The sequence below is a fragment of the Christiangramia aquimixticola genome (assembly GCF_048285835.1).
In the GTDB taxonomy this organism is placed as follows: domain Bacteria; phylum Bacteroidota; class Bacteroidia; order Flavobacteriales; family Flavobacteriaceae; genus Christiangramia; species Christiangramia aquimixticola.
Map to the genome: position 1 here is coordinate 1 of NZ_JBLVTL010000052.1, position 382 is coordinate 382.

1 protein-coding gene is annotated in these 382 nt (G+C 45.0%); it reads right to left on the reverse strand.

Translation table 11 applies throughout. The features are described 5' to 3' along the window. Positions 1–382 (reverse strand): FAD-dependent oxidoreductase (locus tag ACNKXV_RS13455; RefSeq protein WP_417908245.1); only part of this gene is annotated, 382 nt, incomplete at both ends.

A 382-nucleotide genomic window follows, 5' to 3' on the forward strand; every position in this document is an offset into this window, starting at 1 on the left:
TTTTTTTGTAAGCCAGCATTTCGGCCATCTCAATCCCAATCAAGCCGCCGCCTACAATGACTGCCCGATTCACTCCCTGATGCGTATTTTTTTCCATCAGCTCCAAGTCTTGCTTGGAATACAAGCCCTGCACACCCTCTAAGTCTTGACCCGGCCAACCAAATTTATTGGGTTTGCTACCCGTGGCGATGACCAAAACATCATAGGTCATCTTTTCACCTGAATCAAAAACCAAGGTCCTTTCACCAAATTCAACCTTCTGAACCCAAGCCTTCTTTAGCTCAATTCGATTTTTCTCCCAAAACCAAGACTCATAGGGTTGAGTATGTTCAAATTTCATGTGGCCCATGAAGACGTACATGAGGGCTGTGCGGGAAAAAAA